Origin of the sequence: Stenotrophomonas humi, from assembly GCF_001431415.1 — a bacterium.
GTDB lineage: Bacteria > Pseudomonadota > Gammaproteobacteria > Xanthomonadales > Xanthomonadaceae > Stenotrophomonas > Stenotrophomonas humi.
Window position 1 is genome coordinate 131,780 of sequence record NZ_LDJI01000013.1, and the last position, 16,415, is coordinate 148,194.

At 65.2% G+C, this 16,415-nt stretch carries 14 protein-coding genes; 10 read left to right on the plus strand and 4 right to left on the minus strand.

Annotated features, from left to right (window positions below):
• Positions 1-198: 198 nt before the first annotated feature.
• Positions 199-2,223, minus strand: a complete 2,025-nt coding sequence (locus tag ABB26_RS07895; RefSeq protein ID WP_057633131.1) for an NADPH-dependent 2,4-dienoyl-CoA reductase — start codon at positions 2,221-2,223, stop codon at positions 199-201.
• A gap of 160 nt (positions 2,224-2,383) precedes the next feature.
• Here ABB26_RS07895 and ABB26_RS07900 point away from each other — a divergent pair, with 160 nt between their 5' ends.
• Positions 2,384-4,423, plus strand: coding sequence for an LTA synthase family protein (locus ABB26_RS07900; RefSeq protein WP_057633132.1), 2,040 nt, complete (start codon positions 2,384-2,386; stop codon positions 4,421-4,423).
• Between the two features lie 15 nt (positions 4,424-4,438).
• On the opposite strand, the gene yczE is transcribed toward ABB26_RS07900, so the two are convergent.
• Together yczE and ABB26_RS07910 are read right to left on the minus strand one after the other, a co-directional pair.
• Positions 4,439-5,050 (minus strand): membrane protein YczE, encoded by a 612-nt coding sequence (gene yczE, locus ABB26_RS07905; RefSeq protein WP_057633133.1) that lies wholly within the window; start codon positions 5,048-5,050, stop codon positions 4,439-4,441.
• Positions 5,051-5,160: 110 nt separating this feature from the next.
• Positions 5,161-6,186: a zinc-binding alcohol dehydrogenase family protein gene (locus ABB26_RS07910; protein ID WP_057633134.1), complete on the minus strand. Its 1,026-nt coding sequence runs from the start codon at positions 6,184-6,186 to the stop codon at positions 5,161-5,163.
• A gap of 378 nt (positions 6,187-6,564) precedes the next feature.
• Between ABB26_RS07910 and ABB26_RS07915 the strand changes: the two genes are divergently transcribed.
• From ABB26_RS07915 to ABB26_RS19225, 4 genes are all read left to right on the plus strand, one after another.
• Positions 6,565-7,668, plus strand: coding sequence for an OmpA family protein (locus ABB26_RS07915; protein WP_057633135.1), 1,104 nt, complete (start codon positions 6,565-6,567; stop codon positions 7,666-7,668).
• Between the two features lie 159 nt (positions 7,669-7,827).
• Positions 7,828-8,319 carry a hypothetical protein gene (locus ABB26_RS07920; protein WP_057633136.1) on the plus strand — a complete coding sequence of 164 codons (492 nt, stop codon included), beginning with the start codon at positions 7,828-7,830 and terminating at the stop codon, positions 8,317-8,319.
• Positions 8,320-8,342: 23 nt separating this feature from the next.
• Entirely contained in the window at positions 8,343-9,149 is an 807-nt protein-coding gene (locus ABB26_RS07925; RefSeq protein WP_057633137.1) for a pseudouridine synthase, read from the plus strand.
• 105 nt (positions 9,150-9,254) lie between these two features.
• Positions 9,255-9,557 carry a hypothetical protein gene (locus ABB26_RS19225; RefSeq protein ID WP_152982592.1) on the plus strand — a complete coding sequence of 101 codons (303 nt, stop codon included), beginning with the start codon at positions 9,255-9,257 and terminating at the stop codon, positions 9,555-9,557.
• A gap of 157 nt (positions 9,558-9,714) precedes the next feature.
• Here ABB26_RS19225 and kbl read toward each other — a convergent pair whose 3' ends face one another.
• Complete coding sequence (gene kbl / locus ABB26_RS07935; protein ID WP_057633139.1) at positions 9,715-10,929, minus strand: glycine C-acetyltransferase; 1,215 nt, start codon at positions 10,927-10,929, stop codon at positions 9,715-9,717.
• Between the two features lie 161 nt (positions 10,930-11,090).
• Between kbl and ABB26_RS07940 the strand changes: the two genes are divergently transcribed.
• The 5 genes from ABB26_RS07940 to ABB26_RS07960 are packed head-to-tail and all read left to right on the plus strand — an operon-like array spanning position 11,091 to position 16,405.
• Positions 11,091-12,518, plus strand: a complete 1,428-nt coding sequence (locus ABB26_RS07940; RefSeq protein WP_057633140.1) for an OprO/OprP family phosphate-selective porin — start codon at positions 11,091-11,093, stop codon at positions 12,516-12,518.
• A 12-nt stretch (positions 12,519-12,530) separates the two neighbouring features.
• Positions 12,531-13,553, plus strand: coding sequence for a sulfate ABC transporter substrate-binding protein (locus tag ABB26_RS07945; RefSeq protein ID WP_152982593.1), 1,023 nt, complete (start codon positions 12,531-12,533; stop codon positions 13,551-13,553).
• Positions 13,554-13,577: 24 nt separating this feature from the next.
• Entirely contained in the window at positions 13,578-14,414 is an 837-nt protein-coding gene (cysT, locus tag ABB26_RS07950) for a sulfate ABC transporter permease subunit CysT (RefSeq protein WP_275452815.1), read from the plus strand.
• Positions 14,411-15,352: a sulfate ABC transporter permease subunit CysW gene (cysW, locus tag ABB26_RS07955; RefSeq protein WP_083490735.1), complete on the plus strand. Its 942-nt coding sequence runs from the start codon at positions 14,411-14,413 to the stop codon at positions 15,350-15,352. Before cysT ends, cysW begins: the two co-directional genes overlap by 4 nt.
• A 9-nt stretch (positions 15,353-15,361) precedes the next feature.
• Positions 15,362-16,405 (plus strand): sulfate/molybdate ABC transporter ATP-binding protein, encoded by a 1,044-nt coding sequence (locus ABB26_RS07960; protein WP_057633141.1) that lies wholly within the window; start codon positions 15,362-15,364, stop codon positions 16,403-16,405.
• Positions 16,406-16,415: the final 10 nt, after the last annotated feature.

Consider the following 16,415-nt stretch of genomic DNA (forward strand, 5'->3'; position numbering starts at 1 on the left):
CGGGACCAACCGAAAGAACACCCTGCCTCAGTCCTCTCCTGCGCTATCGCGCAAGGGAGGAGGCCAATGTCACGTACGTCGCAGCGCGCCTGGGCCCCCTGCCTTTCGCATAGCGAAGGGAAGGGGGGAGTGGTGTTTCGGCTTCGGTCTTTGCTGCCTCTCGTACAAACACCTTACCCATCTCCCCTGATTTCCACCTCAAAGCGCTGCGGCCAGACGACTGCCCTGATCGATCGCACGCTTGGCATCCAGCTCAGCGGCCACGTCGGCGCCGCCAATGATGTGGACGCTGCGACCGGCAGCGAGCAGCGCATCGGCCAGCTCACGCTGCGGCTCCTGTCCCGCACAGACCACCACGTTGCCGACGTCGAGCAACTGTTCCTGGCCATCGATACGGATACGCAGGCCGGTGTCGTCCACGCCCAGGTATTCCACGCCACCGAGCATCGTCACCGCCTTGGCCTTGAGCGTGGCGCGATGGATCCAGCCGGTGGTCTTGCCCAAACGGGCACCGGGCTTGCCGGGGCTGCGCTGCAGCAGCCAGACCTTGCGCGCGGGCGCCTCGGGCTGCGGCTTGACCAGCGCACCGCGCTTCTCGAAACCGGGGTCAACGCCCCATTCGGCCATCCAGCGCGCCGGATCAAGTGCGGGCGAGGGGCCTTCGTGCACCAGGAACTCACCCACGTCGAAACCGATGCCGCCAGCACCGATCACCGCAACCTTGTCGGCGGCCTTCACCCGGCCCAGCAACACGTCCAGGTAATTCACCACCATCGGGTGATCGGCGCCGGGGAAGTCGACCTTGCGCGGCAGGATGCCGGTGGCCACCACCACTTCGTCATATCCGCTCAACGTCGCCACATCGGCACGCGTTTCCAGGCGCACATCGACGCCGGTATCAACGAGGCGGTGGCGGAAGTAGCGCAGCGTCTCGTGGAACTCTTCCTTGCCGGGAATGCGCTTGGCAACGTTGAACTGGCCGCCGATCTCGCTGGCGGCATCGAACAGGGTGACCTTGTGCCCGCGCTCGGCGGCCACCGTGGCGCAGGCCAATCCGGCCGGGCCGGCGCCAACCACCGCAACGCGCTTGGGTGCGCTGGTCGGGCGGTAAACCAGTTCTGTTTCATGCGCGGCGCGCGGGTTTACCAGGCAGGTGGCGCGCTTGTTGACGAAGATATGGTCCAGGCAGGCCTGGTTGCAGGCGATGCAGGTGTTGATGGTCTCGGGTTTCCCGGCGCGGGCCTTGGCCGGCCACTGCGGATCGGCCAGCAGCGGGCGTGCCAGCGACACCATGTCGGCATGGCCATCAGCCAGTACGCGTTCGGCCACGTCGGGCATGTTGATGCGGTTGACCGCGATCACCGGCACATTCACATGCGGGCGCAGTTTGGCGGTGACGCCGGTGAAGGCCGCACGCGGCACCGAGGTGGCGATGGTCGGCACGCGCGCCTCATGCCAACCGATGCCGGAGTTGATCAGGGTGGCGCCGGCGGCTTCGATCGCCTTGGCCTGCAGCAGGATTTCCTCCCAGTTGCTGCCGTCCTCGACCAGGTCCAGCAATGACAGCCGGTAGATGATGATGAAGTCCGGGCCGCACGCTTCGCGGATGCGGCGCACGATCTCCACCGCAAAGCGCATGCGCTTGGCCGCGTCACCGCCCCAGGCGTCATCGCGCTTGTTGGTACGCGGGGCGATGAATTCGTTGATCAGGTAGCCTTCCGAGCCCATCACCTCGACGCCGTCATACCCGGCATCACGCGCCAGCCTGGCGGCACGGGCGTAGTCGCGGATATGTCGATCAACGCCGCGTGCGGTGAGCGCGCGCGGGGTGAACGGATTGATCGGCGCCTTCAGCTTCGATGGTGCCACCTGCAACGGGTGGTAGGCATAGCGGCCGGCGTGCAGCAGCTGCATGCAGATCTTGGCGCCATGGCTGTGCACGGCAGCGGTCACCTGGCGGTGACGGCCCACTTCCCACGGCCACGACAGCTTGCTGCCAAACGGTGCCAGCCAACCCACCACGTTCGGCGAGAAGCCACCGGTGACCAGCAGCGCGGCGCCGCCTTCGGCGCGCTCTGCAAAGTAAGCCGCCAGTTTCGGGAAGTCGCGGACATGGTCTTCCAGCCCGGTATGCATCGACCCCATCAGGATGCGATTGCGCAGCTGGGTGAAACCCAGGTCCAGGGGCGCGAACAGATTCGGGAAGGCGTTGGCTGGCGTCATGGTGGATACGCTTGCGTATGGAATGTGCCCATTCTGAGGGGCAATGCGGGAATTTCTCAATCCTCAGCGTGGCCGGAGCGCTAAAGACGGGATGTGACGAGCCGATTACAATTCGCGCCGCCGCCGACCGGCGGTCTGTTGTTGTCAGGGACCGATGTCAATGAATACTGCGTTTTCGCCGGCCCATGCCGAGCGGCTGTTCCCGCGGCTCTGGATGCTGGTGGGAGGCATCATGGCGCTTGGGGCGGTTGCGCGCCTGGGCATGTGGGTGGCTTACGCCGGCGCTTCGCGCGGCCCCGAACTGCTGGGGCCGGTGCTGTTGCAGGGCGCGCGTTATGACCTGGTGGCCGGCGCGATCTGCGCGCTGCTGGTTGGGCTGCTGACTGCCCCGGTATGGCTGAGTGGGCGTCATGGGCAGGCTGTGCGCGGAGCGCAATGGTTGCTGGTGGCGCTGTTGCTGCTGTTCGCACTGTTGGCGGTCTGCGAACACTTCTATTACGGGTTCTACAAGACGCGTTTCGATCCCATCGTGTTCGGTATGTTCGAGGACGACACCGGTGCGATCCTGCAAACGGTGTGGGACGACTACCCGGTCATTCCGGGGGTCGTGGCGCTGGTGTTGGGGGGCGCATTGCTCGGCTGGGGCGTGCCGCGTGTCGGGCGCTGGCTGGGCGCCCGCTGGCCGACGGGCTCGGCACGTTGGGCGCAGGTGCTGTTGTTGGTCGTGCAATGCCTGCTGCTGCTGTTGTTGGCGCGCGGCACGGTGAGCACCTTCCCGCTGGTGCGGCGCGACGTGACGGTTTCCGCCGACCCGTTCGTCAATGCGCTGGTGCTCAATGCACCACTGACGCTGTACCGCGCTGCCCGGATCCGCGCCAAGGAAACCGACATCGCCACTGATCCGCTGGTGGGCGTGCATCGGCTGGGTTTTGGCAGCCTGGAGCAGGCAGCGGCGGCGGCCGGGCTGCCTTCCGGTGACCCCGGTCGGATCCGCTCGGCACTGTTCCCGGTTGCTCCGGGGCAGCCGCGCACGGTCGCCCAGTCGCCGCATGTGGTGGTCGGTCTGCTGGAGTCGTTTGGCCAGGACCTGCTGTACACGGATGGCCCAGGCAATGATCTGCTCGGCCGCTTGCGTGGCGAGCTGGAGCACGGTTATCAGTTCGACAACTTCATCGCCGGACAGAATGGCACGCACCCGACGCTGGAGCATCTGCTGCTCGGCACGCCGATCACGCCGCTGGCCAATGGCCGCAACGCCCGCTTGGCCTTCGACACCTCGGCCGCGTTGCCGTTCAAGCGGGCCGGTTATCGCACGGCATTTCTGTATGGCGGCGGCAGCGACTGGCGTGAACTGGGCACTGCGCTGCCGCAGCAGGGCTTCGACCAGGTATATGACGCCCGCGACATCCGCAAACGCTTCCCCGCCGCCCACGGCACCGACTGGGGTCTGTACGACGCATATCTGTTCCGCTTCGCCCAGGAACTGCTGACGCAGGCCGATGCGCGTGGCGAACGTTTGTTCCTGGTGCTGTTGACCACCACCAACCACCCGCCGTTCGAGCTGGACACCCCGCATCCGGACCTGCCGCTCGATCCGGACAGGCTCGGGCCACGCGCGCTGGACGACAAGGCCGAGCTGCGGAAGATGCTGGCCACGTACCAGTACCAGGCCGACGAGTTCGGTGGTTTCCTGCAGCAGCTGCGGCAAGGACCGCTGGGTGAGCGCACCCTGGTTGCCGCCGCTGGCGACCACAACCTGCGTTCGCACTACCGCTATGACCTGCCTGCCGAACAGGTGGACGTGGATCGCGTGTTTGCCTATCTGCGGGTGCCGGCGGCCTACGCACCGCCGGGAGAAGGGCCGGATGTCCGCGCCTTTGCCGGCCATGGCGACCTGATTCCGACGCTGGTATCGCTGGCCCTGCCGGGCGAACGCTATTTCGCGACCGGCAGGAATCTGTGGGAGCGGCCGACCGATGGCGGTCAGGCGTTGGCGCAGTACGAGCGCCTGTATACCCGGGAGGGGGTGCTGTTTCCGCTGGTGGGGCCAAAGCTGCATGCCTGGCGTGATCCCCGCCACATCGCCGCGGAAGGGCGGATGCCGGATGCTGCGTCCGTTGCCCGGGTGCAGCGCACCGCTGCGGGTGTGGCGCTGCGTGATTGGTACATCCGCGAGCAGGTGCTGCGGCTGCGGCGCTAGGCTTGCTGGTATGCCTCAGCGTGCTGTTGCCATGGCGGCAGCACGCCGGTCGAACAATGGCAGGGTGATGCCGCACAGCGGTCCGATCAACACGGCAAAGGCCAGCGTGCCGATGCCGACGTTGCCCCCGAGCCACCAACCGATCGCCAGCGCGGTGGCTTCAATCAGCGTGCGCACCTTCCATATGGTCCAGCCGCTGCGTGCGTGCAGGCCGGTCATCAGGCCGTCGCGCGGTCCCGGCCCGAAGTTCGCACCAATATAGAGCCCGGTGGCGATGGCCAACAGCAGCAGGCCGGCGACGAATACCAGAACCTGCCACAGCAGGCCGCTCACCGGCGGCAGGATCGACAGACCGAGCTGTGCGCTGGGGCCAATCAACAGCACGTTCAGCACCGTGCCGAGCCCGGGTTTCTGTCGCAGCGGCAGCCACATCAGCAGTACCGCCACGCCGACCAGGTTGGTGATCAACCCGAAGCTCCAGCCGCTGCGCAGCGAAATGCCCTGGCTCAGGACGTCCCAGGGGGCAATACCGATACCGGCACGGATCATCAGCGACGAGGCGATGCCGAACAGAAACAGCCCCAGCAGCAGTTGCAGCAGGCGGGTGACGAAAGCAGGTGTGAACATGGAGGGCACGCGGGGAGGGCGGCGCAGGGAGCGCGGGTGAGCGATGAGCAGCGACGCACGCGGTCACGCCGCGCGCGTTGTGCGTGTTGCAGTTGTGGAGGCGCTGGGCTTCAGCCCCAGCCTTCCAGCGCCAGCTTGCCGATGGTGCGCCCGGACTCCATCTGTTGATGGGCCAAACGCAGGTTGGCGGCGGTGATCGGCCCCAACCGCTGGGTCAGCGTGGTACGCAGTTCGCCGGCATCGATCAGGCTGGCCGCACGGGTCAGGATGCGATGCTGCTCGATCATGTCCGCGGTACGGAAGCGCGCCCGCGCGAACATGAATTCCCAGTGGATGCCGATGCATTTGGATTTGTATGGATCACCGATGCGCAGCTCGCCAGCCGGCTCCACGATCAGGCCAACATGGCCCTGCGGTGCCAGCAGTTCCCCCAACTGCTGCCAATACAGGTCGGTATTGGCCAGGTTGAGTGCGGCATCCACCTGGTTGATGCCCACCGCCTGCAGCTGCGGCGCCAGCGGTTGGCGGTGGTCGATGACGTGGTCTGCCCCCAACTGCTTGCACCACGCCACGGTTTCAGGGCGCGAGGCGGTGGCCACGACCGTGAAGCCGGCATGTCGGCCCAGCTGGATGGCAATGGAGCCCACGCCACCGGCACCGCCGATCACCAGCAGGACTTTGCCGAGGTTGCGTTTGCCGTCCAGTTGATACGGCATGCGCTGGAACAGCAGCTCCCAGGCAGTGAGCGTGGTCAGCGGCAGCGCGGCAGCCTCGGCGAAGTCCAGGGTGTTGGGTTTGCGCCCGGCCAGGCGTTCGTCCACCAGTTGCAGCTGTGCGTTGCAGCCGGGGCGGGTGACGTCGCCGGCGTAATACACCTCATCGCCGACTTCGAACGCGGTCACGTCCGGGCCGATTGCCAGCACCGTGCCGGCAGCATCAAAACCCAGTACGCGTGGCGGGCTTTCCTGCCCCGCCTTCGGAGCGCGCAGTTTGGTATCCACCGGATTGACCGAAATCGCCTGCACCTGAATGAGCAGATCCTGGCCTTGCGGAGCGGCAGGCGCCGGCAGCTCGACATCCAGTAGGGAATCCGGGTTGCTGACGGGTAGGTAATGAGTCAGACCGATCGCTTTCATGCGGAAAAGTTCCGTGTGCGGGGGAGCGGAATCATCATACTCAGCAAACGGTTCAGCTGGCGGTAACGGCGGCGGGTTGGCCGGGTTTCCGGGGGTTTTCGGGTGAAACCGACCGCAATGCAGCAAAAACGCCGGAAGGCCTGCCACAGCACGGTCTTGCACCCTTTGATGAAGCTGTATACGGTTCGCCCAGCCGGACAAGTAGAGGTCTGGTGGTTGCGCCATTTGTTATATGGTCGTTAACATCGTCTTCACGGGCCAGCGCATACTGTGCACCCCGATGGCGTGCGGAAACGGCCGTCTCTGAACGCGACGAAATCGCTGTGCTGGACCATGCCTCTACCGGTTTCATACCCCCGAAACAAGGAGCTGTATTTCATGAACAAGAAGATCCTTACCGCCGCACTGCTGGGTGGTCTGGCTTTTGCCCAGGCCGCTTCGGCTCAGGAATTCGACGACCGCTGGTACCTGACCGGTTCGGCCGGCTTCAACTTCCAGGACGGTGATCGTGGCACCAACGACGCTCCGTTCGCCACGCTGGGTCTGGGCAAGTTCATCAGCCCGAACTGGTCGCTGGACGGTGAGCTGAACTATCAGAACCCGAACTTCGACGCCAACCAGGATCAGAACTGGTCGCAGTACGGCGTTTCGCTGGATCTGCGTCGCCACTTCATCCAGGAAGGCCGTGGCTGGAACCCCTACCTGCTGGCAGGCCTGGGTTACCAGAAGGCTGAAGAGGAATATCACCTGATCAACGGTGACCTGGCTGACCGTAAGGACGGCAACCTGGCTGCCAAGGTCGGCGTCGGTCTGCAGACCACGTTCGAGAAGCGCGTTGCCGTTCGTGCCGAACTGGCCTACCGCGCTGACTTCGACGACCAGAGCGTCCGTGAGTACAGCAACGACTCCAAGAAGCAGGATTGGTTCGGCGACGTGCTGGCTTCGGTCGGCGTCGTGATTCCGCTGGGCCCGGCCCCGGTGGCTGCTGTGCCGGCTCCGGCACCGGTTGCCCCGAGCTGCGCCGACCTGGATGACGACGGTGACGGCGTCAACAACTGCGACGACAAGTGCCCGAACTCGCAGCCTGGCCAGACCATTGGTCCGGACGGTTGCCCGGTGCCGGTCTCGATCGACCTGAAGGGCGTGAACTTCGACTTCGACAAGGCGACCCTGCGTTCGGACGCCGTCTCGATCCTGAGCGAAGCCACCGAGATCCTGAAGCGTTACCCGGATCTGCGCGTTGAAGTTGCCGGTCACACCGACTCGAAGGGTACCGACGCTTACAACCAGAAGCTGTCCGAGCGTCGCGCCAAGGCTGTGTACGACTACCTGACCACCAACGGTGTGTCGGCTGCTCGTCTGCAGGGCCCGATCGGCTACGGCGAGAGCCGTCCGATTGCTCCGAACACCAACCCGGATGGTTCGGACAACCCGGAAGGTCGTGCAAAGAACCGTCGCACCGAGCTGAACGTCCAGAACTAATCGGACGTTTCGGTAGCGATACAAGCAAGGCCCGGCTTCTGCCGGGCCTTGTTTTTTTGTGCCCGCGCGCATGGATCGTGGCCGCGCTGCACGTAACGGTTGAAAGCGGTGCGGGCGCTGCCTACACTCGCGGCGTTCTCCTGTCTTAATGGAAATTCAATGCTGCGTACTGTTCTGGCTGGTCTTGTCGTGCTGGCTGCCATGCCTGCCGCTCATGCAGCAGTGGATTGTTCGGCCAGTGCCATCCCGGCCGCGCCGCTGCCGGCCACGGTGATCGCACCGGTGGCTTCCGAGCTGTATGTGCGCCCGGGCCAGTTGGGCATGCCGTCGGGTGTGTTGAGCTCCGGCCTCAGCGAGGAGCAGTCGCTGGATCGCGTGCTGATGCGCCTGCGCGTGGAAAGCTGCAACAACGTGGCCAGTGCCATTCCGGCCCGTGGTGCGATCAACGCCAATGACCCGGCCGCTTACAAGCCGCAGACCGAGTTCGACAATACGCCGTGGCGTTTTGACATGAGCCAGAACGGCAAGCGCATGACCGCCGAAGAGTTCGACGCCTGGATGAAGGCGCGCGGCGTGCGCGTGGTCAAGGCGCGTCCGGTTCCTGCCGAAGCAGCAGCGCCAGCGGCGCAGCCGGCTGCCGAGGTCAAGTAAGGCGGCCAGCCGCTTCCGTACGAATGACCCAACGCAAGCCTCCGTATCGTTCAAACGCCCGCCCGGCCAAACCTGGCGGGCGTTTGCTTTCCCGTGCCGGCACAGGTGAGGCGCAGGTGCGTCATGGTCTGGCGCGGGTGCTGTCCAAGGCCGGTGTGTGCTCGCGCAGCGAGGCGGCGCGGCGGGTGCTGGATGGGCGTGTCAGCGTCGATGGGCGGGTGATCCGTGACCCCGAGTTCCCGATCCTGGCCGGGCGCCACAAGGTGCTGCTGGATGGCCAGCCACTGGCAGCGGCTGGGCGGCTTTACATCGCCTTGAACAAGCCGCGCGGGCTGGTCACCACCGTGCAGGACGAGCACGGCCGCGACACGGTCTACCAGTGTTTTGACGGTGCCGGGCTGCCATGGCTGGCGCCGGTCGGTCGCTTGGACAAGGCCAGCGAGGGCCTGTTGTTCTTCAGCAACGACCCGGAGTGGGCGGCGCGGCTGACCGATCCGGCCACCGGGCCACTGAAAACCTACCGCGTGCAGGTCGATGCGGTGCCCGACGCTGCGCAGCTGGCGCGCATGCAGGAGGGGGTTGATGATGCCGACGAGCATCTGGCCGCGCATTCGGTGCAAATCCTGCGCCACGGCGAGCGTACCGCCTGGTTGGAAGTGGTGCTGGATGAAGGCCGCAACCGCCATATCCGCCGGCTGCTGAAAGTGCTTGGATTCGATGTGCTGCGGTTGATGCGGGTGGCGATCGGGCCAGTGCAGCTTGGCGAGCTGGGCAAAGGACAGTGGCGTGAGCTCGACGCGGCGGAGTTGGAAGCCTTGGCGGGACGATGAATGCCAAGCTGAATGCGCTAATTAATTCAATTAATTCAGTGTAGTAGCTGCACTTGTTCGAGTGATTGTTTAGACTGGCCCCCTGTATTGAACGGGATCGCAGCCATGCAAGCTCTTATTCGTGTGTCAGGCATTACGCTGGTGACGCTGTCAGTGGTGGCCCTGGTGGGCTGTGCTTCGTCGGGCAAACACGCGAGCAAAGCTGACGACAAGCCGGTCACGGTCACCGTGGAAAGGCCGGTCGCCGAAAAGGACGCGTTGGGCAATTACCGTTTCCTGATGCAGCAGGGCGAGAGCCGGATGAGTGCTGACCAGTTCGATGCGTGGATGAAGGCCAACGGTATCCGTGTCGCCAAGGGCGCACCGGTGCCGGCTGCTGCGCCGGCCGCAAGGGCCGCCAAGAACTGATTACCGGTAGTGCAGGGCATCTAGCGGTGGACATGCTCGCAAAGGGCTGACCACCAAGGTCCCGGTGGTGCGTGGCTTTGCCCTGCGCGTGCCTTGCAGTGTTGAAATGAAACAGGCGCCTGGTGGGCGCCTGTTTCGTTTCCGCCTCGGGCACTGATCAGCCCTTGATCACGCCCAGCTCCTTGCCGATGCGGATGAAGGCATCGATGGCGCGGTCCAGGTGCACGCGGCTGTGCGCGGCGCTGATCTGGGTGCGGATGCGGGCCTGGCCCTTCGGCACGACCGGGAAGAAGAAGCCGATCGCGTAGATTCCTTCCTCCAGCAGGCGCTCGGCAAACTTCTGTGCCAACGGCGCGTCGTACAGCATCACCGGGCTGATCGGGTGTACGCCCGGCTTCACGTCGAAACCGGCAGCGGTCATCTTTTCGCGGAAATACGCGGTGTTCTCGGCCAGTGTGCCGCGCAGGTCATCGGCGGCGGCAAGCATCTCGAACGCCTTGATGCCGGCGGCGACCACGTGCGGCGGCAAGGAGTTGGAGAACAGGTACGGGCGCGAACGCTGGCGCAGCAGTTCGATCACCTCGGCGCTGGCGCAGGTGAAACCGCCCAGCGCGCCGCCCATGGCCTTGCCCAGGGTGCCGGTGATGATGTCGATCTTGTCGAGCACGCCCTTCACTTCGGCCGAACCACGGCCGGTGGCGCCAAGGAAGCCGGTGGCGTGGCATTCGTCGATATGCACCAGCGCGTTGTACTTCTTGGCCAGCGCGGTGATTTCATCGAGCGGGGCGATGAAGCCGTCCATCGAGAACACGCCATCGGTGGTGATCAGCTTGGTCTTGCAACCCGCAGCGTCGGCGGCCTGCAGCTGCGCTTCCAGATCGGCCATGTCGCAGTTGGCGTAGCGGAAGCGCTTGGCCTTGCACAGGCGCACGCCATCGATGATCGAGGCGTGGTTGAGCGCGTCGGAGATGATCGCGTCGTTCTCGCCCAGCAGCGGTTCGAACAGGCCGCCGTTGGCGTCGAAGCAGGCGGCGTAGAGGATGGTGTCGTCCTTGCCGAAGAAGTCGGCAATCTGCTTCTCCAACTGCTTGTGCAGGTCCTGGGTGCCGCAGATGAAGCGCACCGAGGCCATGCCGAAGCCGTGGCTGTCCAGCGCGTCCTTGGCCGCCTGGATCAGGTCCGGGTGGTCGGCCAGGCCCAGGTAGTTGTTGGCGCAGAAGTTCAGCACGGTGCGGCCGTCGTCCAAGGTGATCTCGGCTGACTGCGGGCTGGTGATGATGCGTTCGGACTTGAACAGCCCCTGCGCGCGGATGGCGTCCAGTTCCTCGGCGTAGTGCCGGGTGAGCGGGGAGGTGTTCGCGTTTGCGGTCATGGCAGGGTCTTGCGGACGGAAAGGAACCCCGATTTTAGCCGCCCCCTGCACTTGGCGCTGGCGTCATGCGCGATGGCTATAAGCGACGCGCCCGAAGTCATTTCTCCGACCGGGTGTGCGCCCGCAGCATCGACGCTCCATCCCCTTCACAGGAGCCACCGATGACCGCCAGACGTCCCCCGTTCACCCTGCCGACCAGGAAGCTGTTGTCCTTCAGCCTGGCCGGGCTGGCGTGCGGGGCGTGGTCATCGGTGCAGGCCCAGCAACTCAGTGTCGAACAGCTGCAGCAGCGCCTTGAGCGTCTGGAGCGGCTGGCGGGTGTGTCCGAGGGAGCGCCGGTGGAAGGTGCCGGCCTGGCCGATCTGGATCAGCGCCTGCGCATCCTTGAGCGTCGTCTGGAATTGCAGGAAGAAGAGCGTGTGGCCACGGCCAAGGCCGCACCGAAGATCACCGTCGACCAGAAGGGCGCCTCGTTCAAGTCCGGCGACGGCAACTACGAGCTGAAGCTGCGTGGCCTGCTACAGGGCGATGCGCGTGTGTTCCTGGGCGACAGCAGCCAGAACGACACCTTCCTGCTGCGCACCGCACGGCCGACGCTGGAAGGCTCGCTGGGCAAGCTGGTGGCGTACCGCTTCACCCCGGAGTTTGCCGGTGACAGCGCCAGCATCGTCGATGCCTACGCCGACCTGCGCTTCAATCCGGCTTACATCGTGCGCGTGGGCAAGTTCACCTCGCCGGTGGGGCTGGAACGTCTGCAGTCATCCGCCGCGCTGGTGGATGTGGAACGCGCGCTGGCCAGTGAGCTGGCGCCCAATCGCGACCTCGGCGTGCAGCTGCAGGGTGAAGTGGCCAAGGGCAGATTCAGCTACGCAATCGGCGTGTTCAACGGCACGGTCGATGGTCGTGATGCCGTGACCAGCAATCCGGACGATGATTTCGAGTACGCCGGGCGCGTGTTCTTCGAGCCGTTCAAGGGCAGGGATAGCGTCTGGGCCGGGTTGGGCTTTGGCCTCGGCGCAAGCGCGGGTGAGAAGCACGGCAGTGGCAGCAACTTCCTGCCGCGTTATCGCACGCCCGGCCAGGCGACGTTCTTCAGCTACCGCAGTGCGGTGCTCGCCGATGGTGACACGCTGCGCTGGTCACCGCAGGGTTGGTTCTATCGCAACAGCTTCGGCCTGCAGGCCGAGTACATCGTCTCGCAGCAGGAAGTCGCGCGTGATGTGCGGCACAAGGAGCTGGAACACCGCGCCTGGCAGACCACGGCCAGTTATGTGTTGACCGGTGAAGACGCCGGCTATCGCGGCGTGACGCCGTCACGGCCGTTCGGCATCAACGGTGGCCTGGGAGCGTTCGAGCTCACCGCACGTTATGGCGAACTGGATATCGATGATGCCGCGTTCCCGCTGTATGCCGATCCAGTCACCTCGGCGTCGCATATCCGCTCGTGGACGGTGGGCGCGAACTGGTACCTGACGGCCAACCTCAAGCTGGCGACCAATTACCTGCAAAGCAGCTTCGACGCGGCCGCTGGTGGCGTCAGGTTGCCGGACGAAAAAGCCGTTTTCTCACGCCTGCAAGTTTCCTTCTGACGGAGAGTCTTCGTGAAGCATTCCTTTCTTGCCCGTACCGGTATCGCCTCGCTGGCTTTCCTGCTGACCTTGAGCGCAGGTGCGGCGTTTGCGCGTGACATTCAGTTGCTCAACGTGTCCTACGACCCGACCCGCGAGTTGTACCGCGATTTCAACGCCGCCTTCGCCAAGCACTGGAAGGAAACCAAGGGCGACAACGTCACCATCGAAACCTCGCACGGCGGCTCCGGCAAACAGGCGCGTGCGGTGATCGATGGCATCGAGGCCGACGTGGTGACGCTGGCGCTGGCCTATGACGTGGACGCCATCGCCGAGAAGGCCAAGCTGTTGCCGGGCAACTGGGAAGACCGCTTGCCGGACAACAGCGCACCGTACACCTCGACCATCGTGTTCCTGGTGCGCAAGGGCAACCCGAAGGCCATCCGCGATTGGCCGGACCTGTTGCGCAGCGGTGTGTCGGTGGTGACGCCCAACCCGAAAACCTCCGGCGGCGCACGTTGGAATTACCTCGCTGCATGGGCCTACGCCGACCACATCTTCAAGGGTGATCGCGACAAGGTGCTGAACTACATGCGCGCGCTGTTCCGCAACGTGCCGGTGCTCGATACCGGTGCGCGCGGGGCGACGACCACCTTCGTGCAGCGTGGCATCGGTGACGTGTTGCTGGCCTGGGAGAACGAGGCATTCCTGGCGCAGGAAGAGCTGGGCCCGGACAAGTTCGAGATCGTGGTGCCGCGCCAGTCGATTCTGGCCGAGCCGTCGGTGGCGCTGGTGGACCGCAACGTGGACCGGCACGGTACCCGTGAAGTCGCACAGGCGTATCTGCAGTACCTGTACTCGCCGGAAGGCCAGCGCATCGCCGCGCGCCATTACTATCGCCCGCGCAGCCCCGAGTACGCCGACCGTGCCGACATTGCCCGCTTCCCGCAGATACCGCTGGTCACCATTCGTCAGGCGTTCGGTTCGTGGGAGAAGGCACAGTCCGAGCACTTCGCCGATGGCGGCCTCTTCGATCAGATCCAGGCGAGCAAGTAAGCGGTGAGTACAAGTGCTGACGTAGTGCTGCCGCGCACGCGGCGCCAACGCCGGGTACTGCCCGGCTTTGGTCTTGGTATGGGTATCACCCTGTTCTGGCTGGGGTTGATTGTGTTGATCCCGTTGGCCGGCGTGTTCCTCAAGGCGGCAGGGTTGGGCATCGGCGGTGTCTGGCAGATATGGACCGAGCCGCGTGTGCTCGCGGCACTGCGCTTGAGCTTCGGCACCGCATTTGCGGCGGCCGCGTTCAATACGGTGATGGGCACCTGGGTGGCGTGGGTGTTCGTGCGCTATCGCTTTCCCGGCAGGCGTCTGTTCGACGCGATGATCGATCTGCCGTTTGCCTTGCCCACGGCCGTCGCCGGCATCGCGCTGACTGCGTTGTATGGCGGTCAGGGTTGGGTCGGGCGATGGTTGGAACCGCTGGGGCTGAAGGTGGCCTACACGCCGTTGGGCATTACCGTCGCGCTGGTGTTCGTGGGCCTGCCGTTCGTGGTGCGCATCGTGCAACCGGTGCTCGCCGAAGCCGAGCGCGAGCTGGAAGAAGCCTCGGCAACCTTGGGCGCGAGCCGCTTGCAGACCATCGTGCGGGTGGTCGTGCCGATGTTGTGGCCGGCGATGCTGACCGGCTTTGCGCTGGCCTTCGCACGCGGCGTGGGCGAGTACGGCTCGGTGATCTTCATCGCTGGCAACCTGCCCAATTTCACCGAGATCGCACCGCTGCTGATCACCATCCGCCTGGAAGAATTTGATTACGCCGGTGCCACCGCCATTGCCGGGGCCATGCTGCTGCTGTCCTTCGTGGTGCTGCTGCTGGTCAACAGCCTGCAGGCATGGTTGCAGCGCCGGGGCGCACGATGAACGAACAAGTGTTGGAGTTGCCGGTGACAACAGGGAAGGGCACAGCCGTGCATGCGCGCCAGCGCGTGACCAGTGAACCGGGCTGGGTGCAGGTGCTGTTGATCCTCGGGGCACTGGGGTTCTTGTTGTCGTTCCTGCTGTTGCCGTTGCTGCTGGTATTCGTCGAAGCGCTGCGCGGCGGCGTGCAGGCGTTCTGGGTGGCAATCAGCGAGCCGGATGCCTTGTCGGCGGTGAAGCTGACTTTGATCGTCACCGCCATCGTGGTGCCGCTGAATCTGGTGTTCGGCGTGGCTGCGGCGTGGGTGGTGAGCAAGCACAACTTCCCCGGCAAGCGTTGGCTGGTCACCTTGATCGACCTGCCGTTCTCGGTGTCGCCGGTGGTGGCGGGCCTGGTGTTCGTGCTGCTGTTCGGGCGCGATGGCTGGTTCTGGCCGTTCATCGAGGATGGCGTGCGCGTGCATCTGCCGGTGCTCGGCGAGACGCTGCTGCAGTTGCCGCGCATCGTGTTCGCCATTCCGGGCATCGTGCTGGCCACGGTGTTCGTCACGTTCCCCTTCATCGCGCGCGAGTTGATGCCGCTGATGGAGCAGCAGGGCAGCGATGAGGAACTGGCTGCACTGACGCTTGGCGCCAATGCGTGGCAGATGTTCTGGAAGGTGACCTTGCCCAACATCCGCTGGGGCCTGCTCTACGGAGTGCTGTTGTGCAGCGCGCGCGCGATGGGTGAGTTCGGCGCGGTGTCGGTGGTGTCCGGGCATATCCGTGGACGCACCAACACGCTGCCGTTGCATGTGGAAATTCTCTACAACGAATACGCCTACAGCGCGGCGTTTGCCTGCGCATCACTGCTGGCCATCACCGCGCTGCTGACGCTGGTGGTCAAGACTTTCCTGGAATGGCGCCACGGTCAGTCGTTGGCCGCCGCGCATCGCCATTGAGGTGAAACGATGAACATCCGCATCCAACAACTGGGCAAGCGCTTCGGCGCGTTCGCCGCACTCGATGGCGTCAGCCTGGATATCCGCAGCGGCGAACTGCTCGCGTTGCTGGGACCCTCCGGTTCGGGCAAGACCACGCTGCTGCGGGCCATCGCCGGGCTGGAACAACCCGAGCAGGGCCACATCCTGTTCGATGGTGAAGACGCCACCGGGTTGAGCGTGCAGGCGCGACGTGCAGGTTTCGTGTTCCAGCATTACGCCTTGTTCAAGCACCTGGACGTGCGCAGCAACATCGCCTTCGGCCTGGAAGTGCGGCGCGGTGCCGCGCGCTGGCCGAAGGCGCGGATCCAGGCGCGGGTCGAGGAGCTGTTGTCGCTGGTGCAACTGGACGGGCTGGGCGGGCGCTACCCGACGCAGCTGTCCGGGGGGCAGCGTCAGCGTGTCGCATTGGCGCGTGCATTGGCCATCGAGCCGCGCGTGCTGTTGCTGGATGAACCATTCGGCGCGCTGGATGCGCAGGTGCGCCGTGATCTGCGTCGCTGGCTGCGAGAACTGCATGACCGCACTGGCCTGACCACGGTGTTCGTCACCCACGACCAGGAAGAGGCGCTGGAACTGGCCGACCGCGTGGCCATCCTCAATCGCGGTCGGATCGAGCAGGTCGGTACGCCCGGCGAGGTCTACGACCAGCCGGCATCCCCGTTTGTCTATGGCTTCGTGGGCGAAGCCAACCGGCTGCCGGCGCGGCTGCACGGAGAAACGCTGGAAGTAGCCGGCGTGCATTGGCCGCGCACTGGCGTGGTGCCGGTGGCCGAGGCGCTGGAGGTGTACGTACGCCCGGAAGATCTGGTGGTCGAGGCCGGCGGTGACTGGCTGGCAACGGTGGGGACGGTGCAGCGCAGCGGTGCGCGGCAGCGGCTGCGGGCCCGTCTGGACGGCGCAACAACGGATCTTGAGGTCGAGTTGCCGGCGGGCAGCCCGGCTTACGTGGCGGGTGAGTCCATCCGGCTGGCAGCCCGTCGTTACGGGGTATTCCCCGCCGCAGGGAGCTGAATACGGGAAG